General features: G+C 70.8%; 27 protein-coding genes. 3 read left to right on the top strand and 24 right to left on the bottom strand.

Annotation, left to right across the window (positions count from 1 at the left end; all coding sequences use genetic code 11):
- Positions 1-89: 89 nt before the first annotated feature.
- The 3 genes from ACFVQ0_RS35495 (at position 90) to ACFVQ0_RS35505 (ending at position 1,239) form a co-directional block, all read left to right on the top strand.
- Positions 90-644 (top strand): hypothetical protein, encoded by a 555-nt coding sequence (locus ACFVQ0_RS35495; RefSeq protein WP_390093313.1) that lies wholly within the window; start codon positions 90-92, stop codon positions 642-644.
- Positions 644-928: a hypothetical protein gene (locus tag ACFVQ0_RS35500; RefSeq protein WP_390093314.1), complete on the top strand. Its 285-nt coding sequence runs from the start codon at positions 644-646 to the stop codon at positions 926-928. The genes ACFVQ0_RS35495 and ACFVQ0_RS35500 overlap by 1 nt, the downstream gene beginning before the upstream one ends.
- A gap of 164 nt (positions 929-1,092) precedes the next feature.
- Positions 1,093-1,239, top strand: a complete 147-nt coding sequence (locus tag ACFVQ0_RS35505) for a hypothetical protein (RefSeq protein WP_390093315.1) — start codon at positions 1,093-1,095, stop codon at positions 1,237-1,239.
- Positions 1,240-1,468: 229 nt separating this feature from the next.
- Here ACFVQ0_RS35505 and ACFVQ0_RS35510 read toward each other — a convergent pair whose 3' ends face one another.
- From ACFVQ0_RS35510 to ACFVQ0_RS35625, 24 genes are all read right to left on the bottom strand, one after another.
- Positions 1,469-1,621 carry a hypothetical protein gene (locus ACFVQ0_RS35510; RefSeq protein ID WP_390093316.1) on the bottom strand — a complete coding sequence of 51 codons (153 nt, stop codon included), beginning with the start codon at positions 1,619-1,621 and terminating at the stop codon, positions 1,469-1,471.
- Positions 1,622-2,248: 627 nt separating this feature from the next.
- Positions 2,249-2,854, bottom strand: a complete 606-nt coding sequence (locus ACFVQ0_RS35515; RefSeq protein WP_390093317.1) for a hypothetical protein — start codon at positions 2,852-2,854, stop codon at positions 2,249-2,251.
- Between the two features lie 62 nt (positions 2,855-2,916).
- A complete protein-coding gene (locus ACFVQ0_RS35520) occupies positions 2,917-3,633 on the bottom strand; it encodes a hypothetical protein (protein WP_390093318.1) in 717 nt (238 codons plus the stop codon).
- 10 nt (positions 3,634-3,643) lie between these two features.
- A complete protein-coding gene (locus tag ACFVQ0_RS35525; RefSeq protein WP_390093319.1) occupies positions 3,644-4,135 on the bottom strand; it encodes a hypothetical protein in 492 nt (163 codons plus the stop codon).
- A gap of 2 nt (positions 4,136-4,137) precedes the next feature.
- The gene (locus ACFVQ0_RS35530) at positions 4,138-4,974 is read right to left on the bottom strand and encodes a histone-like nucleoid-structuring protein Lsr2 (RefSeq protein ID WP_390093320.1); all 837 of its coding nucleotides are present in this window, start codon (positions 4,972-4,974) and stop codon (positions 4,138-4,140) included.
- Positions 4,974-5,534 carry a WhiB family transcriptional regulator gene (locus ACFVQ0_RS35535; protein ID WP_390093321.1) on the bottom strand — a complete coding sequence of 187 codons (561 nt, stop codon included), beginning with the start codon at positions 5,532-5,534 and terminating at the stop codon, positions 4,974-4,976. Before ACFVQ0_RS35535 ends, ACFVQ0_RS35530 begins: the two co-directional genes overlap by 1 nt.
- Entirely contained in the window at positions 5,531-5,983 is a 453-nt protein-coding gene (locus ACFVQ0_RS35540; RefSeq protein ID WP_390093322.1) for a hypothetical protein, read from the bottom strand. Before ACFVQ0_RS35540 ends, ACFVQ0_RS35535 begins: the two co-directional genes overlap by 4 nt.
- Positions 5,980-6,660, bottom strand: coding sequence for a GGDEF domain-containing protein (locus ACFVQ0_RS35545; protein WP_390093323.1), 681 nt, complete (start codon positions 6,658-6,660; stop codon positions 5,980-5,982). Before ACFVQ0_RS35545 ends, ACFVQ0_RS35540 begins: the two co-directional genes overlap by 4 nt.
- Positions 6,661-6,749: 89 nt before the next feature.
- The gene (locus tag ACFVQ0_RS35550) at positions 6,750-7,046 is read right to left on the bottom strand and encodes a hypothetical protein (RefSeq protein ID WP_390093324.1); all 297 of its coding nucleotides are present in this window, start codon (positions 7,044-7,046) and stop codon (positions 6,750-6,752) included.
- A gap of 104 nt (positions 7,047-7,150) precedes the next feature.
- The gene (locus tag ACFVQ0_RS35555) at positions 7,151-7,564 is read right to left on the bottom strand and encodes an NUDIX domain-containing protein (RefSeq protein WP_390093325.1); all 414 of its coding nucleotides are present in this window, start codon (positions 7,562-7,564) and stop codon (positions 7,151-7,153) included.
- A gap of 85 nt (positions 7,565-7,649) precedes the next feature.
- Complete coding sequence (locus ACFVQ0_RS35560; RefSeq protein WP_390093326.1) at positions 7,650-8,447, bottom strand: hypothetical protein; 798 nt, start codon at positions 8,445-8,447, stop codon at positions 7,650-7,652.
- Positions 8,448-8,490: 43 nt separating this feature from the next.
- Positions 8,491-9,000 (bottom strand): AAA family ATPase, encoded by a 510-nt coding sequence (locus tag ACFVQ0_RS35565; RefSeq protein ID WP_390093327.1) that lies wholly within the window; start codon positions 8,998-9,000, stop codon positions 8,491-8,493.
- Entirely contained in the window at positions 9,000-9,173 is a 174-nt protein-coding gene (locus tag ACFVQ0_RS35570; RefSeq protein WP_390093328.1) for a hypothetical protein, read from the bottom strand. The genes ACFVQ0_RS35565 and ACFVQ0_RS35570 overlap by 1 nt, the downstream gene beginning before the upstream one ends.
- Positions 9,174-9,264: 91 nt before the next feature.
- A complete protein-coding gene (locus tag ACFVQ0_RS35575; RefSeq protein ID WP_390093329.1) occupies positions 9,265-9,834 on the bottom strand; it encodes a hypothetical protein in 570 nt (189 codons plus the stop codon).
- 95 nt (positions 9,835-9,929) lie between these two features.
- Positions 9,930-10,601 carry a hypothetical protein gene (locus ACFVQ0_RS35580; RefSeq protein ID WP_390093330.1) on the bottom strand — a complete coding sequence of 224 codons (672 nt, stop codon included), beginning with the start codon at positions 10,599-10,601 and terminating at the stop codon, positions 9,930-9,932.
- A gap of 96 nt (positions 10,602-10,697) precedes the next feature.
- Complete coding sequence (locus ACFVQ0_RS35585) at positions 10,698-11,078, bottom strand: hypothetical protein (RefSeq protein ID WP_390093331.1); 381 nt, start codon at positions 11,076-11,078, stop codon at positions 10,698-10,700.
- 107 nt (positions 11,079-11,185) lie between these two features.
- Positions 11,186-11,767, bottom strand: coding sequence for a hypothetical protein (locus tag ACFVQ0_RS35590; protein WP_390093332.1), 582 nt, complete (start codon positions 11,765-11,767; stop codon positions 11,186-11,188).
- A 235-nt stretch (positions 11,768-12,002) separates the two neighbouring features.
- Complete coding sequence (locus ACFVQ0_RS35595) at positions 12,003-12,587, bottom strand: hypothetical protein (RefSeq protein ID WP_390093333.1); 585 nt, start codon at positions 12,585-12,587, stop codon at positions 12,003-12,005.
- Positions 12,588-12,723: 136 nt separating this feature from the next.
- Positions 12,724-13,161, bottom strand: a complete 438-nt coding sequence (locus ACFVQ0_RS35600) for an RRQRL motif-containing zinc-binding protein (RefSeq protein ID WP_390093334.1) — start codon at positions 13,159-13,161, stop codon at positions 12,724-12,726.
- The gene (locus tag ACFVQ0_RS35605) at positions 13,148-13,645 is read right to left on the bottom strand and encodes a hypothetical protein (protein WP_390093335.1); all 498 of its coding nucleotides are present in this window, start codon (positions 13,643-13,645) and stop codon (positions 13,148-13,150) included. Before ACFVQ0_RS35605 ends, ACFVQ0_RS35600 begins: the two co-directional genes overlap by 14 nt.
- 148 nt (positions 13,646-13,793) lie before the next feature.
- A complete protein-coding gene (locus tag ACFVQ0_RS35610) occupies positions 13,794-13,976 on the bottom strand; it encodes a hypothetical protein (RefSeq protein ID WP_390093336.1) in 183 nt (60 codons plus the stop codon).
- On the bottom strand, positions 13,973-15,469 hold the full coding sequence (locus ACFVQ0_RS35615; RefSeq protein WP_390093337.1) for a hypothetical protein: 1,497 nt from the start codon (positions 15,467-15,469) through the stop codon (positions 13,973-13,975). The genes ACFVQ0_RS35610 and ACFVQ0_RS35615 overlap by 4 nt, the downstream gene beginning before the upstream one ends.
- Before the next feature lie 170 nt (positions 15,470-15,639).
- Positions 15,640-17,784 carry a hypothetical protein gene (locus ACFVQ0_RS35620; protein WP_390093338.1) on the bottom strand — a complete coding sequence of 715 codons (2,145 nt, stop codon included), beginning with the start codon at positions 17,782-17,784 and terminating at the stop codon, positions 15,640-15,642.
- Positions 17,784-18,239 carry a hypothetical protein gene (locus ACFVQ0_RS35625; protein WP_390093339.1) on the bottom strand — a complete coding sequence of 152 codons (456 nt, stop codon included), beginning with the start codon at positions 18,237-18,239 and terminating at the stop codon, positions 17,784-17,786. The genes ACFVQ0_RS35620 and ACFVQ0_RS35625 overlap by 1 nt, the downstream gene beginning before the upstream one ends.
- Positions 18,240-18,299: the final 60 nt, after the last annotated feature.

Below are 18,299 nucleotides of genomic sequence, written 5' to 3' on the forward strand. Positions count from 1 at the left end.
CCGCAGCACGTGCCACATTGGTGCGAAGCCCGAGGAAGGGGAGTGCGGTGTCGCGATTCGCACGCAGTCGGTCTCTCACCAAGAGACGTGTGAAGCCGTACCGGCCGACGCCGGAGATCGTCGCGGAGCAGCGTGCGTTGATCGGCGCGAACTTCACCCGGTGTGAGCGGAGCGCGTTCACCATGTGCGCCGACCCGCGGGTGGACACCGAGTGCGTGGTCGAGGACGCGTTCGCGTGGATCTGCGCGGACTGGATGCGGCCGGCTCCTGATCGCGCCGCGTACCTGGACGCGGTAGTCCGTGAATACGCATCCCAGGCATTGAAGGCCGTGCCCAGCTCGTGGGCGCCGCGGTACTGGCAGCAGACGCAGTACGCGAAGCTCTTCGCGGGCGTGGCCGACGCAGAGGTCATGAAGGGGCTGCGGGTCATCGATGGGATGGCTGCCCGGGCGCCGCAGGCGTGGCGGATCTTCCAGTCGCGTCGGGTCTTCGGCTATCCGATCAACTTGACGGCCGAGCGGATGGAAGTCTCCGTTAACACCATCGGTCCGAGCACCACGAGCACGGAGCAGCGCATCAGCAAGGTCACCGACAAGGCGGCGGTGCTCCGGTTCCTGGCGACGCAAATGGATGGGGGGTTCTGATGAACAAGCGGCATGGTGGAAGGGCAGTTGATGATCTGTATGGGCGGATCAGGGCGAAGTCCGATGCGCACATGGACCGGCAGCACGAGCAGGATGCGGAGACGAGCGTGGTCCTCACGCGGACCACCCTCACCACGTTGGTGGTGAGCATCTCGATCGGGATTTCCGTCCTGCTTGAGGGGCCGGGCATCGGCGAGCTCAGTCAGGTGATCTTGCTGAGCGTTTCCGCCACGCCCGGGATCGTGTCGTTGATCCTGCGCGTCCGGAACTTCTTCAGGAACTAGAACACGGGCCGCCCCACCCACCGACCGTCTCTCAAAACACCCGATGAGGGGCCGGCCCACGGTACGTCCGGAAGGGACACACCATGTGCAATCGTTGCACACACCGCCAGGTGCCGTCAGTACGACAGCACGGAACCGATGACGCTCCCGCAGATCGTTCGCTGGTGCCTGCGTTCGAGCCACCCAAGCGCCGGCTGCCGGACGCGGCATCGCCGACGGGCGCGACGCTCTACGCCGTCGCCGGGATCGCCGTTTGGGAAGGTTTGGTCTTCGTCACGCACCACGTGCACATCGTGGTGACGCTCGCGTAGAGCCTTCCCGCCCCTGGGGGGTGCGCCGCGAGATCGCGGGGCGCCCCCCTCAACCATGTCGGCACGGCCTACGAGTTAACCGGGTTAACTGACGGGTGCAGCGCGTCTTCGTGTGCGCTAAGGAACCGAATCGTCAGCGCGAGCGAACTGGCGCTTAACCCGGTTAAGTGCCTGCACAACAAAAATAGGGCGGCCCCACCCGACGTGATCGGGTGGGGCCGCCCTTCGGTCAGGGTGCCTTGGTGGCGAGGGTGTCGTCGATGAGGATCTCGGGGGCGGGGTCGGCGGTGGAGCGGGACGTGGTGGCCTTGTCGATGGCGGGGGCGAGCGCGTCGTAGACGCGGCCGGAGAGGGCTTCTTGGTCGGGGAAGTCGGATCCCATCCAGCCGGGTGGGCGTCCTGGTCCAGCTGGTTGAAGTAAGTGACGAGCTGGGCGCCGGTGAGGATGATGCGAACCATGCCGCGCTGTCCGCGCTCTCCGTCGGCGGGGGTGGTGGTGACCTTCTTCAGACTGTCGGGCCGGGTGTCAGTCCAGATGTCCTTGTTGCAGACGATGGACAGGGAGCCGATGCCAGCGGCCTTCTTGAGGCGGCTGTCGTGGTGGGCCGGGGACTGGGTGGTCGCGCCGCAAGCGGTGAGCGTCAGCACGATGGCCAGGGCGGTGGTAGCGAGGGCGGCGGTGCGGCGGATCTGCTGCACGGGGTCATGCCTCCAGGGTGAGATTGGGATCGGTGGTGCGTCGCGCGAGGGTGTGGGGTGCAGGGGAGCGTGCCGGTGAGGGCGGTCTCGGTGTCGGGGTGGATGAGGGCCAGGGCGACGGGGTCGACGTCGGCCGGCTGCCCGGGGAGCGGGCGGCCACGCTCGCCGATCCGTACGGCGGCGTCACCGGAGCCGGTCCACGGGGCCGGGCGCTGGCGGGCGGCGAGCATGGCGGTGAACTCCGCGACCGCCTTTTGATCGCCGGCGTGCATCGGTCCGCTGCCGTGTCCGCATCTGCGGAAGCGCGCCGTCACGTGCGCACCGTCCGGCAGTACAGCCGGGCCCGGATCCGGTAGCGGAGGGAGGCGCGCTCCTCGCGCTCCTCGATGGCGTCGGCGAGCAGCTCCTTGAGCTCGGTCATCTGCTCTTCGGCGAACCACTGGGGCTGGTAGTCGTCGCCGTGGCAGACCGGGCACACGTGATCGTGTCCGGCGAACTCCAACCACGGCGCGCAGCCAACCTCACCGCAGGTCGGTTGGGTGGGGTCCTCGCCGATGCCGGAGCAGTACGGGCAGCGGGTGTAGCGGTAGTCGATGGGGGCGCCGTGGTGGAGGTCGGAGTGGAGCTGGGCGAGGCCGCGGACTCCGAGCTCGCGCAGCAGGGCGTCGGCGGCGAGGACCTGGCGGTCGATGCCGGTGTGGTGGTGGTCGGCGAGCATCGTCACGGCGGTGCACCAGGCGAGGGTGGATCGGTCGACGGGGACGGCGTAGCTGCTGGCCCACGGGTCGGCCGGGTTGGGGGCGGCGGGCGGCGGGGTCGGTGCGGTGAGCGGGATGCCCAGGGTGGTGAGCTGGGCGGTGACGTCGGCGGTGCGGCGGGTGAACTGGGCGAAGAGGTCGAAGACGGTGGTGGGCATCGGCCCTCCCATGGACGGGGCCGCCGGGACCGTGGTGGTCTCGGCGGCCGGGCGGGTGGGGGTCAGCGTGCGGCCGGGGTGAGCGCGGCCTTGTGGTTGTCGCGGTGCTTGCGCTGCTCCGGTTCGGCGAGGACGCGCAGGCCGTGCGGCTCGCCGACCGTGCCGCAGTTGCTGCACACCACGGCGTAGTTGCGACGGCCGGCGCACCCGGCGTCCGGGTCGTGGGGCTTGCCGGAGGGGCGGACGGCGTGGGTGCATTCGGTGCCGTCGGGGTGGAGCGGGGAGATCTTCACGCTGATGCGGGCCATGGGGTTCGTCTCCTGTTCGGGTTCGGGGAAGGGCAGCTGGTGGAGCGCGGCCGCCGGGGTGCCACCCTGGGCGGGGCGCGGCGGGGTGGGCGGCTCGGTGCGGGTGAGCGCGGTCTCGGGGAGCAGTCCGAGCTGTCCGGCGGCGGCCGCGCGGGCGGCGAGGGTGATCGAGCGGGTGACCCGGTGGTGCCCGTGGTCGATGCGCAGGTGGCAGAGCTGGCAGGCGGCGAGCAGGTTCTCGTCTCGCACGTCTTCGGGGGTGTGGTTGAGGTGGGCGGTGGTGAGGCCGACCACGGACCCGGTGTCCGGGTGGGTCTCCTCATGGACGGCGGGGCAGCGGCCGCCGGGGTGCGCCAGGCCGCAGTGGCCCGTGCACTCGCAGCGGCCGCCCGCCCGTTCGATTCGGATCCGCGCGCTGATCCGGGGCCAGTCACGCGGGTAGCGGTGCAGGTTCTCGGGACGGATGGGCACGGCGGCTCCGCTACTCGCCGCCGGCGGCCTGGCGGTGCTCGAAGGCTTCGAGTAGCTCGCCCAGGTCGTTCGGCTCGGGCGCGGTGCCGACCCACGTGCCGCCCTCGGTGAACACCTCCGCGCCGGTGGTGTCGGCGTCGAACCAGCAGACGTACGGCCCGTACCGCTCGATGACGGCCGTGGTGACGGCGGCCGGGTCGGACAGCTCCGGCGCGGTCTCCAGCACGGCGAGCTCGGTGACGACCAGCCACATCGGCTCGTCCGGCGTGTGGGGCAGCCGGAGGTAGCCGGTGACCCGGAGCTTGTCGCCGGGGACCAGGTCGTGGATGACCGCGTGCGCCAGCCCGGAGTCGGCGACGCTGCAAGGCAGGATCATCTCGTCCGCGCGCTCGTCCGTGGGGGAGATGGTGAGGCGGAACCGCGCCGTCGACCCGTGCAGGTCGCCGGGCACGGTCTCCTCGTCCAGGAAACCGTCCAGGGCTATCGCGTTGTCGGCAGCCACGGTCAGCCGGCCTTCCGGACCGGCGCCTGGTGCGCGGCGTCGTACGCCTCCAGAACCCGCTTGGGCACCATCCCGGCGTCCGCGACCTGGTCGCCATTCTCGCGCGCCCACGTCCGTACGGCGGCGAGCTCCTCCCGGGTGCGGCCGCTGCCCATGCCCGCGCGGATCGGGGTGGGCGCGGTGGCGGCCGCCGTGGTGGTGCGGGTGCCGGCCTTCACGGTGCGCAGCTGCTCCTGCGCCTTCTCCAGTTCGGCCTTGGCCTTGGCGACCTTCTCCTCCGCCTCGCGCTGCGCGGCCTCCGAGTCGCGGCGCTCGGACAGCTCGGAGAGGTCGGCGGTGATGCGGGCGGCGCGGGCGCGGACCGAGGCGGTCGGGTGCGCGGCCGCCCAGCCGATCAGCTCCTGGAGCGCGTTGGAGCCGGGCAGCGCGACGACGGGGACGTCGATGGCCGGGGCGGTGGTCTCGTGGGGCAGTCCGGCCTGGTTGGCGATGAGGTCGCTGAGCTCGGTCTCGCTCAGGCCGGTGGCCTCGCGGATCGCCTGTTCGGAGTCGCCGGTGTTGTGCATCGAGATCGCCAGGGCCTCGAACGCGGACAGGGCCGGGGCTGCGGGGGTGTTCGTCATGGTGGGTGCGTCTCCGGTTTCCGGGAGAAGGGGGAGCAGGGCGGTGAGGGTGTCGGTGTCGGTGGGCAGCCCGAGGACGTCCAGGAGCAACGCCATGTCGTCCTTGTCGCGGGAGCTGCGGGCGGTGACCCGGGCCGCGGCGGCGAGCTGCTGCGCCGGGTTCGGGTCCAGGGGCAGCGACTCGGCTTCGAGGGCCTCGGTCCAGTCGCTGAACATCACGCCGCCTTGCCGCTGGCGACCAGCGCCAGCACGCGCAGGTTCGATGCGGCCTGCGCCGGGGTGATGGGTTCCTTCCAGCGGTTGTACGGCGCGGGCCGGGTGGGGATGGACTCCAGTTCCAGGCGGGCGTGGGCGAGTTCGCGGGCGTTCGGCGGGACAATGCGGGCCGCGCGCTGCCGCTCCCTGCGGAGCTGGTCTTGTTCGGCGACCACGCCGACCCAGTCCGCACCGAGCCGTGCCACGAGGTCCTTGCGCAGCCGGGTGCGGTCGCGCTTGGTGGTCGCCGCCCACACCCCGGTTTTCGTCAGGGTGGGGTTGGCCAGCGCCCACTTCAGGCAGTCCTTGACGATCGGGCAGCCGGAGCAGGCGTGTTTGGCCTTGGCGAGCGCCTTCTCGCGGGCGCGGGGGTCCTGGTCGGTGTTGGGGATGTCCTCGATCTGGAACTGTGCCGGGCTCGTACGGCAGCGCAGGTCCTGGCCGGTCTCGGGGAAGGGGATGCGGTCGTCGGCTGCGATGATGGCCGGCGGCTGCGGGACGCCGGTGCGGTTGCCGCTCATGATGTGCCCTCCGGAGCGAGGTGGGGGAGCTGGAGGAGGACCTGGTCCACGAGGTCCTGCGGCGGGCGCCACGGCCCGAGCTGTCCGTGCAGCCACGGGATCGGCAGCGCGAGCTCCTGGACGTCGGCGAGGACGAGGTGGAACGCGTCGGCCTGCGCCCAGCGGGAGCACGGGGCGGTGCTGGCGGCGTCCTGGTGACAGTCGGTGAGGCGGGCGACGCCGATGACGGCCCGGGTGTGCAGGGCGCGTCCGCGGATCGTGGTGGCGACCAGCGGGTCGCGCATCGGGGCACGTTCGGTGGCCTGCCCGGCGTGCAGCAGCACCAGGCCGCGCCAGGACCAGGCGGCCGAGCGGTTCTCCACGTCTTTCCCGGCGAGGATGCAGGTCGTCCAGGGCTGACGGATCGTGATGCCCCGGATCCAGGTGCCCGGGTCGGTGGTGTCGCTCATGCCGCCCGCCCCAGGGTGTGGGTGCCCGGCCGTCCGGCGCGGCGGCCGTTGATGGACGGCACGACGGCGTGCGAACCGTCGGCGAGGACGGCGCGGCCGGTGTGCTTGCCCGAGTACATCGCGGCGTCGGCGGCGCGCTGGAGCACGCTCAGGTCCGTTGTGCCGAGGACGTCGGGGGAGGCCGCGCCGACCGACGCGGCGACGTCGACCAGGATGCCGTCGTCGACCTCCACCGGCTGCGCGAGCAGCTTCGTGAGCTGGGCGAGACGGAGCGCGCGGTGTGCCGGTCCGATTCGGACCGCGACGGCGAACTCGTCCCCTCCGAGCCGGCCGACCGCGCCGCGGCTGCCCGCCCAGGCGGTGAGCCGGGTCGCGGTGGCGGCCAGGACGCGGTCGCCGGCGCCGTGCCCGCCGGGTCCGTCGTTGATCTGCTTGAAGTGGTCCAGGTCCACCAGGACCAGCATGGCGGCGTCGCCGTACCGTTCGGTGATCTGCCGGGCCTTGGCCGTGTAGCCGTCGCGCCCGAGCAGCCCGGTGAGCGGGTCGCGGCGGGCGGCGGCGAGCTTGCGGTGCAGGCTGACCGCGTGCACGGTCCAGCCGGTCAGCGGCACGGCGAGCGTGGTGATGAACAGGGCGCGGTGCCCGATCGGGGCCTGTGCGCGCGCGGTGGAGGCCATACTGGTCTCTCCCTCTCGTCTTGTACGGGATGGGTGGCCCGGGGCGGCCGACTGGTTTTCCGGCCTTTGGCGGCCGTCCCGGGGCGAATTCAGAACGTGCGGCGCGTGCCGAACAGGCCGTGGGGGTTCACCCACGGAGCGGCCGTCGCCCTGTTCCAGTCGAGGTCCCAGTCGGGCCGCAGCCCTCGGGCACCCCAACCGCTGACGAACTCGTGCGGGATCTCCTGCCCGGCCTGGTGCAACAGGCGCGCCTTGTCGTACGCGTTGTACGCGGCGTTGCGGGCGGCGAGGGGGTCGTCGGCCAGGCCGACGAAGATGTGGATGCGCTGCCCCGGCTGGTCGTTGTGCTTGGTCGGGACGTCAACCTCGAAGTAGCGAAGCGGCATGACGCCCTCTCCTTCCTGTAGCTGGTCGTGGCGGAACACCGCGACCGCCCCGGCCGGGAGGGGCCGGGGCGGCACGGAGGAGCGCCGCGCTCGTACGGGAGGGATCAGCAGTTCGCGGCGGCCGCGACGATCTCGGCGTGGTCGAACGCGAGGTCGGGGAGGTCGGTCAGGGGCCACCAGCGGGCGGCGGTGGCGTCGTCCCCGGCCACCGGCTCGATCAGGGCGGGCAGGGTGGCGGTGTAGGCGACGGTGACGTACCGGCCGCGCGGGTCACGGCCGGGGGCATCGAAAGCGCGCACCTGCTGGAGGTCGGCGGCCGGGACGGTGATGCCGGTCTCCTCCTCCAGCTCGCGCGCGGAGGCGTCCAGGCTGCTCTCTCCCTTGTCTACGTGGCCGCCGGGCAGGGCCCAGCGGCTCTTGAACGGGTCCCAGCCCCGCTCGATCAGCAGGATGTGGCCTGCGGCGAACAGGACCACGTCGGCGGTGTAGCGGATCGACTCGTCGGTGGTGTCGGTCATCACCAGATGTCTCCTGGTCTCGAAGATGATGAAGGAGGCCGCCCCGGGCGGTCGCCGGGGCGGCGCGAAGAACGTGAACGGGCGGTCAGGCCGGGATAGCGGCCGGGGTGTCGAGCCCGGCCCCGAGCAGCAGTCCGCGGATCGACTGCTCGTACTCGCCCGAGCGGATCCGGTCGAACATGAGCTGACCGGCAACCAGGCAGCGCGCCCGCAGCTGGATCAGGGCGACGGCGTGAGGGGCGGCGCCGGCGTCGGTCGCGGCCTGCGCGGCGGCGTCACCGGCGAGCTGGTCGACCGCCTGGAGGGCGGCCTCGCGGCGGGAGTACTGCGCCCGGCAGAACGCCCAGCCGGTCAGCGCCCGAGTGCGTGCCACCCGCTTCTCCCACGCCGTGTACGTGCGGCGCGTGCCCTCGGGGACGGCGGTCCACTCTCCGGCCCACTGCCGGGCGAGGTCGGGCAGCTGGGCGAGGGCGGCCAGGGTCTGCACGCCGCGGTGCCCGAACGCCTTCCAGGCGTCGGTCTCCTCCACGACGCGGATCTGCTGGGACATCAGCCAGTACGGGTAGTTGTCGCCACCCCAGTTGCCGGTCTCGCCGAGCGGCTCCACGATCCAGAGCCGGATCGGCCAGCCCTCCTCGATGCGCTCCAAGATCTCGCCGGGCCGCGTGTACATGTGGAAGTAGCCGAAGGGCCTGTCGGTGTACCACTTCCGGCCGGGGGTGGGGTGGTCGACGGTCTCGCCAATGTGGTCGGCGAGGTTGACGGTCGAGATGGTCTCGCCCTGGTCGCTGTAGTAGCGGGCGAGGTAGTTGTCGGTGGGCGGGACGGTGCCGTCGGGCCGGGTCGCCATGTAGTGGACGACGGGCCGGGCGTTGCGTGCCATGGAGTTCCTCCAGGTCGGGTCAGGAACGTGCAGGTGGGTTGGGTCAGCGGCGGGCGGCCCGGCGCTGGGCGCTGGGCGTGGCCAGGAGTTCGGAGGCCAGGTGCACCGCGGTGAAGCCCTCGCGGCGGAGCTGGTCGGCGTCGGGCAGCATCTGGTGGTGCTCGCGCACGATGTGCACCGGGACCACGCGGTCGCGGCCGGCGTTCTGCGCCTCTGTTGTCGACAGCGGGATGTCGAACAGAACGGCGACGGCTGGACGCTGCCAGTAGCGGGCGCGGGCGAGCAGCCCGGCCCTGACGTGCGGGAGGACGTTGGTGGAGTCGACCAGCACGTTCAGGCCCCGGGAGAGCCGGGCGTCCAGGAGAAGGGTCTGGATCTCGGCGGCGACCGGGGTCGCGGACTGGTCGGCCTCGGAGTCGGTGGCTAGGCGCCGGTAGGCATCCAGGCACACGCGCCAGGTATCTGGGTAATGGGCGGCGAAGGTCGACTTGCCGCTGCCCGGCGGGCCGACCAGTACGCAGAGGCCACCGATGCGAAGGTCGGGCAGGCCCATCACCGGCGGTCGTCACTGCGCAGGGCCTGGGTGCGGGCCTGGTGCACGTCGTGGCGGCGCCGACGGGATCCTCCGTGGGACGTGCAGAGGTCGCCGGGTCGGGCACCGCAGGCCGGGCACGCGACACGGATCGCGGGCAGGCGCAGGGCGGGGTCGGGATCGGTGGTAGGCATGGGGCTCCCTCGGATTCGAAATACGGGGTAGTGAGCAGTACTCGGCCGCCCGCCTGTGGAGCGGCCAGCGGGCGGGCGGCGGGCGGGCTGGTCACAGGCGGCGGGTGAGTTCTGCGGTGATGCGCTCGGCTTCGGCTCTGTCGGCGAGGATCTGCGCCTGGAATGTGTTGGCCTGACGCTTGCTGAGCGGGTTGACCTTCATCTCATGGCGGACCCAGGCGACGCGGTTGTCGCGGGCGCCGGAGCGGATGAGCTGGTCGACCTCGACGAAGCCGCGCAGCAGGCTCAGCTTGAGCTGCTTGGGGTTGCGTATCTTCGGCGCGTTGATCAGCATCCACATCGCGCCCTTGGGTGCGATCACGGTGGCGACGTGGAATGCCTCGGGCCTGCCGATGATGCTCTGCTGCACGCCGACGGACTTCCAGGTGTTCTCCGGGACGCCGGCGGCCTCGCCCTGCGCCTCGTTGGCGAGCCCGAGCAGTAGGCGGGGCTTGGTGAGGATGATCGTGACAGCGCCCAGCGGGCGGCGGCCGAAGTGGTCGTGGACCAGGTTGCGGACGGTCGGCGCGTGGGAGATGACGCGCTGTTCGGCTGTGCGGGAGACGAACGCGCCGTAGCGCAGCACGCTGAGCTCGGAGGGCCTGTTCTTGGTCGCGGGCACGGTCGATGCGGTCCTCTCGGTGGGGAATCACGGGGTGGGCTGATTGGCCACCGCACCGCCCCGGCCGCGTGGGCCGGGGCGGAACGGGCAGTCCGTCAGACCGCGTAGATGCCGGTGAGGTCGTCGTCCTTGGCACCGTCGGCGGTCACCGGGACGGCGGGAAGGCCGACGGCGCGGGCGGCGAGGTGGTGGCGGATCTCCTCCATGCCGGTGATGGCCACCGGCTGCTCGCCGTCGCCAGTCAGCAGCGTGAAGCGAGGCTCGCGGTGGCCATACGTGCTCTTCTCCGTGCGGTGGTGGAGCACCACGCCCGGGGCGAGGTAGAAAGACGCCTCGCCGTCCTCGTAGCCGCGCCACCGGTCCTCGCACCGCAGGAAGTTGTCGCCGTCGTCGATCCGGAAGGAGGCGCTGGCGGCGCGGTGCGCGGCGTCCTCCTCGGTCGCGGTGACGACCTGGGCGAGGGCCTCGTCCAGCGTGGCGGCCGGGGCCGGGCCCGACCCGCGGGTGGAGGCCAGCAGACTGCGCGTCCGCATCAGTCGGCGCATCGGAGCGAGGACGAGTTCGGCGAGTCCGTCGATGGCGACGGCCCCGACGACGGCGACTGCCCCGGCGAACGCGATGCGGGTTCCGTCCGTCCAGACGGCGGGTGCGAACTGGTAGCCGAGGTAGGCACCGGCCGCGCCGCCGATCAGCGCGGTGGCCATGCTCGCGCCTTCGATCATCGAGCTGGCGATGGTGGTGGCCGTCTGGCGCATGGTTGCGGTCATGATGATGGGGCTCCTTCTTCTGTCAGTGCGCTCTGGGAGGGGGAGGGGTACTGCTCCGGGGCGGCCGGGTTCGATGCCTGCGGCCGCCCCGGGCGCTCAACTGGCCGCGTGGAGCGCGGCGGTGGTGCGGACGGTGTCCGCGAGGATCACGGTCAGCTCGTGGCCGTGGTCGACGGCGTCCTCCAGGCGCTCGATGAGCTCCGGAGGCAGGCCGCGGTTGCGGGCGCCGGTCAGGACGCCCTCCAGGTAGAGGACGTCGGCGAGGACGCGGCCGCGGACGTCCAGAACACCGGGCTGCACGGCGAGGACGTCGTCGTTCTTCGCGGTCGCCAGGGCCGCGTGGTCGGCGGCCCCGGTGTACGCGGTCTCGGTCTGCTCGGTCAGCAGGGCGTCGATCTCGGTGGTGTCGCCGTAGGCACGGCGCCACCCGAAGCGGGCGGCGGCGGCCTCCATGAGGGAGCGGTGGGCGAGGGGCACGATGACCTCCAGGGGAGGGCCGGTCGACCGGTCTCGGCTGACCGGACGGACACCGCCCGGCCCCGGGCGCCGACGTACGGCGGGCGGGGACGCGCGGAGAGCGCCGGTCAGCTCTTCAGGTAGCGGCGTGCGTAGTAGAAGACGCTGTCGCTGTACTGGCTGCGCTCGATGCGCAGGACCTCCGGCTCGTCAGCGGCCAACTGCCGGAACACGTCGGCGATCCAGTCGTTGGAGCGCTGGAGGGTAAGGCGGATCAGGTCCAGGTTGCACACCCACAGCTGGACGTCCTTCTCCTTGTGGCGGGTGCCGCGCACCCAGGTGTGCAGCCGTTCGCGGACGGTGTCGTCGTCCGGGCGAGCGGGGATGTCACGGGGCAGCGCCCGGCAGGTCGTGGCGTGCTCGTTGGCGACCTTCGCGGCGTCAGCGAGCCCGTAGTACGTGCTATAGCTGCGCTGCCCGTTCTCGCGGGTGGCGTAGTGGCAGCCGAGGCAGGCGACGGAATAGTAGGTGCCGGACTCCCCGTCGTCGGTGGTGTAGACGAGGACGACCGCGTGCACCTGGTTGTAGTACCGCTGGGCGATGATGACGCCCTCGGGCTTCCAGGTCTCGCCGATCTCGGGCCACGGCTCGGGCTCGACGGCCAGCGGTTCGACGTCTGCGGGGCGGCGGGCAAAGAGGGTGAGGGCCACAGGTCTACTCCCTATCGGTGTTGGTGCGGTGGGCATGCCGGACGGCGACGGTGGCCGCTACGGCAGTGAGGATCAGGGCGAGCGTGTAGGGCCAACTGCTCATCCGGTGACCGCGAGGACGGCGGGCTCGGTACTGACGGTCATCGACTCCCCCTTTCCTGCCGGACTGCCCGGCTCCCCGTCACCACCCGGCCCGCAGTCCGCGGGGTGGGTGGATCAGGCAGCCGCCAGACCGTCAGCGGGCGGGGTGGTTGTGGATGTTGATGCGCGAGCGCAGAGACAGACCGCGCAGTGCGAAAAAGCTGCCGATCGTCCAGGCGAGGACGGCCAAGGCCGCGGCGACGGGACGACCGGTGTTGGGGGAGGCGTCCCAGACCATCAGCACCGAGCAGACGCCGTGCGCCGTCCAGGTCAGCCGGGCGCCGACCGCGCCGGTGAGCCAGGCCAGGACGAGGGAGATGACGCCGACGCCCAGCCAGATGACGAACGCGGTGGAGGCCGTCAGCGGAAGGCCGGCAGTGTGCGCGGTCAGGTAGGTGTGGACGGGGTCGGCGACAGTGGCGGTCCACTGGGTGGCCCACACCCAGTCCTGGTGGTGGTACCAGCCGATGCCTTTGGGGATACACCACTTGAGGCCGAGGACCAGGGCGACGACGCCGACGATCGCGACACCTGCGATGGCGACGGCCGGGATGTCGTCGGTGGCCTTGATCGTGTACGGCCGGGGCGGGGCCGGCCGCCGGGGTGGCGGGATGCGCTGGCTGTCGTCGATGGTCTCCAGCGGTGGGATGGCGGGGTCGGGCGTGTGGGGCTCGGTCACCGGTGACGCTCCTTCACGGTGGTCGACAACGTCTCGGACAGGGCTGCTGTGTGCGGGCGGGCCGGGCTGACCGACTCCCCTTCGCCACCCGCCGACGGCGGGTGGGTCAGGCAACCGGCAGACGCGGGAGGGGGGTTCATGCCGCTGCGGCGAGGTGCTCGCCGGGCTGGCGCATGTAGCTGCCGGGCTCGGCTGGGGTGCCGTCGTAGCACTCCAGGCAGGACCCGAGGGATTTCAGGGGGAGGCAGTGGTAGTACCGCCTTGAGCACGACGGGCAGGTCTGGCGCTTGGCCATCGCCTTGTCGAGGGCGACCTCCTTGGCGAAGGTCATCGGCCGGATCGGCTTGGCCTTGGCGATCTCGTACAGGAAGGCCATGCGCGTGCCGCCCCGGCATTCGATGACGGCGACCGGGTCCTGGCCGCCGGGCCGTAAGCGCCGCTCCCTGAGTTGCCGCCTGGTAGCGAGCCCTTTTGGGGCCTGCCTCCAGCGGTGGACGGGGAGGGCGCCGGTGGGGTCGGCGTAGAGGTCGATGTCCCGGACGGCCGGCGGGGACGTCGCCTCAGCGGCGGCCACGGCCTCGGTTGTTTCCCCGGCCGGTGTGGACCTGCACCTTGGCGCGGCCCCGGGCGTTGACGTTGATCGACCGGCCGCTGCCGGGGCCGGTCACCAGCATCTTGAAGAGGACGAAGCCGATCAGCGCGAGGCCGGCCAGGATGGCGAGCGCTTTGGCGAGCTCCAGCAGCGCGGCAGCAAGAAAGTAGACGCCGACGCCGGCGATCCCGAGGATGACCGCGACCAGGGCGGCCTTCACCAGGAGTGGGGAGACGTAGGGCTGCGGGGCCGGTGCGGGCGGCGCGGTGTAGTACGCGACGTACTGCCCGTCGGGGCCGGGCGCCATGACGACGCCGTCCAGGCCGGCGGTCGGCGGGTAGACGACCGTGTTCTGGGGGAGTGGGGCGACGTGCCCGCCGTACTGCGGAGCGGGCGTCTGCCCGTACCGGGGTGGCAGCGGCTCGGGGTAGTAGGTGGGCTGGGGCTGCCCGTCGTATGACGGCATGATGGGTCCTCTCCTCTGTGGGGAGCTCGGGCGGTGTCATTTGGCGTGAGATTCGCCCGGGGAGGCTTCGGCCTCTTCACCGGCCTCCGGGGGTGCTTGATTCATCCCCGGGGGCCAGTGGAGCCGTCGAAGCTCGGTGGGTACGGCTTCAGCCGGTGAGGTGGCGCCACCGTGTGGGCAGCAGTGCGTCCCGGCGCATCAGGATCGTCGGCGGGTGGTCGGGTCCGGCCTTGGGGAGCAGGGCGACCGGCTCGGTGCCCAGGAGGGTGAAGTCGAGCTCGAAGTCCGTGTTCACGGTGTCCTCTTCCTCTTCGTTGGGCCGGTGGGTCATGCCGCACCGGCGCTGGTGCTGTCGTCCTCGAAGACGTCCAGGGCGTCGGCGATCACCGACTCCTCGAATCCGTCCTCTTCCGCGAGGCGGCGCCTGGCGGTGCGGACGCGGTCTCCGACCCAGGTCTCGCCCTTGCCGTACTGGTTTCCGAGGCGCTCCAGGTCCGGCTCGATGCCGGACAGCGAGCACTTCGCGATGTACCGCTCGGCTTCGTCACGCTGCTTCTCGCGCACTTCGCGAGGGACCCGACCACCGTTTTCCGAGGAGGCCAGGGCGGGGACCGCGCTGAGCGCGGCCCCACTTTCCGAGGCGCGTCCCGTAGAAATCGAGGTGCGGGCAACTGCACTTTCCGAGGTTCCGCGCGCCTTGGCGGCGGCCCGCTCCAAGGCGCGCTGTCGCTTGAGTTTCTCGGCTTCCTCTATGGCGCGGGCCTCGGCCTCAGCCTTGATCCGCTCGGCTTCGGCGGCGGCTTCGGCCTCCTTGCAGAGTGCCTCTGCTTGGGCTTCGGCCTCCCTGCGCAGCGCTTCTGCCTGCGCTTCTGCCTTGACGATCTCTGCCTGGCGGGTGGCCTCACGGTCCCGTTCGGACTGCTCCCGCTCCCACTGCTCGCGGCGGCGGCGGTCTTCGATCTCGGCCTCGGTCTTGCGCCGCGTCGTCTCGATTTCTGCGGTTCGTTCGGTCAGGGCGAGCCGCTCGCGTTCTGCCTCGATTTCTGCGCGGCGGGTCCGGTCGGCCGCCTCGATTTCTGCGGTGCGCCGCTCGTTTTCGAGCCTCGCGATTTCCTCGCGTTCACGCCGGGCGGCCTCGCGTTCTGTCTCCTCGCGCTTGGCGACGGCCTCGCGTTCTGCTTCCGCGCGTTGGTCGGCAGCCTCGCGTTCTTCCTTCTCGCGGGCTCGCTTTTGAGCGGTCTCACGTTCGGTGGCTTTCGCAGTCTCGAACTGCGCGATGATCGCGGCGAGTTCGCTGCGGCGCCGGGTGGCGTACTTGCGGTAGCCGGTGGCGGCTTCCGCGAGCAGGATCAGCAGGGCCGGTGCGACGGAGTGCAGCAGGATTCCGCCGGCGTCGGGCTTCTGCGGGATGAAGTGGAAGTGGCCGTCCGGGTAGAGGGACGTCCAGCAGTTCATCACCCAGGTGGAGAGACCGGCGGTCCAGCGCAGCAGGAACGGCCAGCCGCCGGGCTTGTAGTCGCCGCCGTGCTCTGCGAGGACACCGTCGACGTACAGGACGGTGATCAGGGCGAGGCTGGCCAGCGGATCGAGCATCCAGGCGATGTACCAGGGGATCTCGTGGGAGACGCCGAACCGGGTCACATTCACACAAGTGAAGATCAAAGCGCCGCCCCCTAGGGTGAGGAGCGCCTTGGTGACCATGGCCAGGACCTCGTCCAGTTTGGCGATGGACTTCTTGGCCTTGGCGGCGTCGTCGGCGTTGACGGGTGCGGGGGTCCTGGGCTGCCCGGCCGGTTTCTGCCGGGGCGCGGTCGGGGGGCTCATTCTGACTACCTTCCGTAATGTGCGAGGGAGGTGTGCGGCGCACACCGCACAGGGTCCAAACCAGGATCAATTACCTATGTTCGGGCCTGCACAGTGGAAATTCCCTAGAGAGGGGAAGGGGTCGCACAGTGCGTTGTGCGGTGTGCGACCCCTCCTCACTTTGGTGACTCTCAGTTGTTGTCTTCGAGCGGGGAGCGGATCAGGTCGTACGATCCGTAGCCCTCCTCGGACTCGTCCTTGGCGATGACACCGTCGTCCAGGAGCTGCTTCTTGAGGCGGTTCCACCAGTCGCGGGTGCCCTTCTTGTTGACCCGCATCCAGAGGTCGTTGAGCTCCTTGGGCTCGAAGCTTTCTTTGCCTTCGCGCACCCAGGAATCCAGGCGAGCAAAGATGGCGTCCTTGGTGTCCTCGGGGGAGAGCTTGTCCTTGTCGGACACCGCGCCCGGCAGCTGGAAGACGGGGGCGTCGTCGGCCGGGGCCTCGATCTCGTTGTCGACGCTGAGGTTGTCGTACGCGCCGGGCTCGGGGTCGGCGGCCAGGATTTGCCGCAGTTCCTCGTCCAAGTCCTCGGTCTCCTTCGCGAGCAGGTCCGGGTCGATCTCCACGTCCTCGTCCTCCTCGTACTCGTCGTCGGCGTCGTACTCGGAGGCCGGGTCAGCCGCCGGGGTGGCGGGTGCGGCCGGCTGCTGGGGGAAGGCACCGGTCCCGTCGGTGTCGCCCTCCAGGAGCGGGGTGGTGTAGGAGGTGCGGTTGGTCCACAGCGCACCGAATGCCTCAGCGGTCGTGGTGTCCATGGGGGTGCGCACGTTCATGCCCGCGGTGACGGCGGCCGCCAGGGTGGGGCGGTCGGCGTTGTAGGTGCGGGCGGTGACCGCCCAGCGGTCTTCCTTGATGCCCATCCCGGCCGCGTACAGGTAGCCGGGCTTCCGATTCGCCCAGCCGGGGAAAGCGCCGGCGTCGATCGCCTCGGGCGGCAGGACGTACTGGGCTTCCGCCCCGTCGGACAGCCCGTAGGCCATACCGGCGGGGTGGTTGGAGCGCGCCGTGGTGTCCATCTGGTCGTGCGTGGCGCGCTGGATGGAGGAGAGGAACCAGCCGCCGGTGGAGCGCAGGGTGCGCAGCACCTTGCCGTACGCATCACCGTCGGCGAAGTCGGCGGCTTCCTCGCCGATGATCAGCAGGAAGTTCAGGCCGCAGCCCGGCTTCCACTTCGCAAGGCCCTTGGCCGCGAGGTACTCGCCGCGGGCCTTGATGACGGTGTGCATCTGCTTGAAGAACCGGCGGGCGTCCTTCTCGCTGGTGATCACCATGTCGGCGGCGTGCCGGACGTGCCCGTAGTCCTGCATGAACTTGCTGCAGTTGATGACGATGACGGACACCTCGGTGCGGGTTGCGGCCTCGGTCACGATGATCGAGTTGCCGACCGTCTTGCCCGCGCCGTTGACGCCCTGGGCGACGCAGTGCTCAACGTTCTCGCCACCCTCGACTTCCTGCGGGTCGTTGAGGATGCCGGGCAGGTTGAGCTTGAGCGTCTCGCCGTCCTCGTACCGTCCGAGGTTGATCGGCATGTCGCCGAACCCAGCGCCGAACGCGGAGGGCCCGGGCCAGGCGAACCCGTCCTTCAGCAGGTCGGCGACCTGGACCCGCATGGTGATCAGCGAGGCGTCGTCGTCGTCGACGGTGTGGGTGATGCGGCCGGACCCGAGCTTGAGCGCGGAGGTCATGGCGGGGATACGGCGGGCGAACTCGTCCGCCGTGGCCCCGTCCCTCGCCTCGATCTTGGCGACGACCGTGCCCTTGCCGTTGGACTTGGCCTCCTGGAGCTCGTGCTTGGCCAGGCCGATCTCGGATTCGAGCTTGGCCCACTTGCCATCGGTCTTCTCTCCCGCACTCTTCTTGTGCAGCGCCGACCAGAGGTGGTTGGCGATGCACAGGCCGGACCCGGCGAGCGCCCAGGCGCCCATCGTGGCGCCGGATTCCAGGCCCACCACGGTGCCGAGGGTGATCCCGGCCGTGGTGGCGACGCTGTTGACCTGGTGGAGGTAGCGGACGTCCTTCTCGCGCTTGGCCTTGACGTCCATGTGGTTGATCAGTTTGACCAGCGCCGCACCGGTGCCGGCCAGGCCGAGCGAGGCGAGGGCCAGGGAGGCCGGGGTGGTGGAGAGCAGCACGTGCGCGGTCTCAGCGACGATGCTGCCGCCGACGTTGATGCCCCACGGCCCGCCGTAGGTGACCCACGCCTTCTTCGAGGACTCCTGCTCCTCCTCGGTACGGGTGTCGATCTTCTTCGCTCGTGCGGAGATACGGCGGGCCATCACGCTGCCCTCCCCTCACCCGGACGCCCGGCGGCGCCCTTGGGCTTGTCACCGATGGAGAATCCGGGCTTCGAGCCCTTGCCCTCGCGCGCCTTCCGCTCAGCCTCGATCTCGGGCTGGATGAAGTGCTTGACGAAGGAGGCGTACATCTTGACGCCGCTCAGCCCGAGGACCTTCGCAGCGGATGCGCCGCCCTTGAGGTGGGCGGACACCAGCTTCGAGCGGATCTTGGACTGGGCACCGAAGGTCCACCACTTGCCCCTGTACTGGGACAGGATGGCGCCGACCATGTCGGCGTCCATGCCGATCCGCATGTGGAGCTCAAGGCCGATCGCGCGCAGGATCCGGGCGTACTGGTAGAGGTCGCGGTCGGTCGCGAACTCGATCTTCTCCAGCTGCTGGATGAGCTGGGAGAGGTTCGAGCCGAGCTTCTCGCCGCTGTCGCTGTCGCTCATGTCGGGTGAGTTCCTTCCAGTGAGGGGGTTGTGTGGGATCGGGGGCTGCCACCTCCCCGC

This window comes from Streptomyces sp. NPDC057900, assembly GCF_042887885.1.
Classification (GTDB): Bacteria; Actinomycetota; Actinomycetes; order Streptomycetales; family Streptomycetaceae; genus Streptomyces.